Source organism: Embleya sp. NPDC001921 (assembly GCF_053594475.1).
The window spans coordinates 1-2,186 of record NZ_JBSFEO010000150.1 but is presented as its reverse complement, the minus strand read 5'-3'; the positions used below and the strand labels follow the sequence as shown (position 1 = coordinate 2,186).

The following is a 2,186-nucleotide window of genomic DNA, read 5'->3' as shown; positions in this document are numbered from 1 at the left end:
GAAGACGAAGACGAAGCCGGGACCAGCTCCACAGCCGTGTCGTTCCACCCCACCAACACCCGAGACCGCTCATCACCGGTGAGCACATCCACCGCGCCCAGACGCGACGCCGGTTCGGCGGTCACCGCCCGCAGCACCCGCACCAGCCGCTCGGCCATCAGCAGCACCGAATCCGGATCGAACAGGTCGGCGGCGCCGGTCACCAGGCCCCGGAGCCCGGCCGGGCGGCCCTGGTCGTCGACGACTTCGCCGACGGTCACCTCGATATCCACCCGCGCGGCCGGCGAGAGATCAGCGGTGTCGGCGGCCGACGCCGCACCCACCTCGATGTCGGGCAGTTCGAGCGCCGCCCGGCCGGTGTTCTGCAGGGTCAACATGACCTGGAACAGCGGATGCCGCGCCAACGACCGCGCCGGCGCCAACTCCTCCACCAACCGCTCGAACGGCACATCCTGATTCCCGAACGCCGCCAGTCCCGTCTCACGAACCCGCCCCAGCACCTCCCGGAACGACGGATCCCCGGACAGATCCGTCCGCATCACCAACGTGTTCACGAAGAACCCGACCAGATCGTCCAGACCCTCGTCCGTACGCCCCGCCACCGCCGCACCGATCGGCACATCCGTACCGGCACCCAACCGCGACAACAACACCGCCAACGCCGCCTGAAGGACCATGAACACCGTCACACCCTCGGCCCGCGCCAACTCCATGATGTCGCCGTGGAGATCGCCGGGCACTTCGAGTCGGGCACCGTGTCCACGATGACCGGCGACCGCCGGACGGGGTCGGTCCACCGGCAGTTCCAGTTCCTCCGGCGCTCCCGCCAGAGCCGAACGCCAGTACGCCACCTGGGCCGACAACACGCTCTCGGGGTCGTCCTCGTCTCCCAGGATCTCGCGCTGCCAGAGCGCGTAGTCGGCGTACTGCACCGGCAGCGGAGCCCACTCGGGTGCGTGTCCCGCACACCGGGCCGCATAGGCCGTGGAGACGTCCCGGCCCAACGGGCCCATCGACCAACCGTCACCCGCGATGTGATGCACCACAAGCACCAGCACGTGCTCCCGCGGTCCGGACGAGAACAGCCACGCCTTGATCGGTACCTCGGCCGCGAGGTCGAACAGGTGACCTGTCGCCCGCGCGATCGCACCCGGCATCTCCTCGGATGCCACAGTTTCGACGACCGGCTCCCACTCGACGTGGTCGAGACTCAGCACCCTCTGGTACGGCTCACCATCCGCCACGGCGAACACCGTCCGCAGCACCTCGTGCCGACCCAGCACATCCCGCAACGCCGCCGAGAGAGCCGCGACGTCCACGGACCCCGACAGCCGAACGACCGTGGACGCGTTGTACTTGGCGCTGCGACCCTCCAACTGTCCCAGGAACCACAACCGTCGCTGCGCGAAGGACAACGGCACCCGCTCCGGACGCTCCCGAACCGCCAACGCCGTGCGCGCCACCCCGGACCGGGTCAGTTCTCCGGCCAGCCCGGCTGCCGTCGGTGTCTCGAAGAGGGAGCGAATGTCCAACTCGACGCCAAGCACGGCCCGTACGCGTGATACGAGGCGAGTCGCGAGCAGGGAGTGGCCGCCCAACTCGAAGAAGTTCTCATGCGCTCCGACCGACTCGAGATCGAGCACCTGGGCGAACAAACCGCACAGGATCTCCTCCTGCGGCGACGGCGCGAACCCGCCGGACTCCGCGGCACCCGTGCGATCGGGACTGGGCAGGGCGGCCCGATCGAGCTTGCCGTTGGCGGTCAGCGGTAGCGCGTCCAGCACCACGATCGCGCTCGGCAGCATGTACTCCGGCAGTCGACGCGCGGCGAACTGCCGCAACACAACCATCAGATCGTCGCCGCCGTCATCGCCGCTTCCGCCACCGACGCCGCTGTCTGCGGGCACGACGTAGGCCAACAGACGGGTGTCACCCGGGGATTCCGTCCGGGCGACCACCGCGACCCGGCCCACGCCCGGGTGAGCCGCCAACACCTCCTCGATCTCCGCCGGTTCGATCCGGAAGCCCCGAACCTTCACCTGATCGTCCACCCGGCCGACGAACACCAACTGGCCCTCGGCAGTCCACCGAACCCGGTCCCCGGTGCGGTACATGCGCTCGCCGACCGCGAACGGGCAGGCCACGAACCGATCCGCCGTCAACCCCGGCCGCGAGACGTAACCCCG

At 69.5% G+C, this 2,186-nt stretch carries 1 protein-coding gene; it reads right to left on the bottom strand.

Features of this window, described 5'->3' with window-relative positions; translation table 11 throughout:
* The coding region (locus ACWCPW_RS51880; RefSeq protein WP_449768667.1) for a condensation domain-containing protein at positions 1–2,144 on the bottom strand (2,144 nt) is incomplete at its 3' end.
* Between the last annotated feature and the right edge of the window lie 42 nt (positions 2,145–2,186).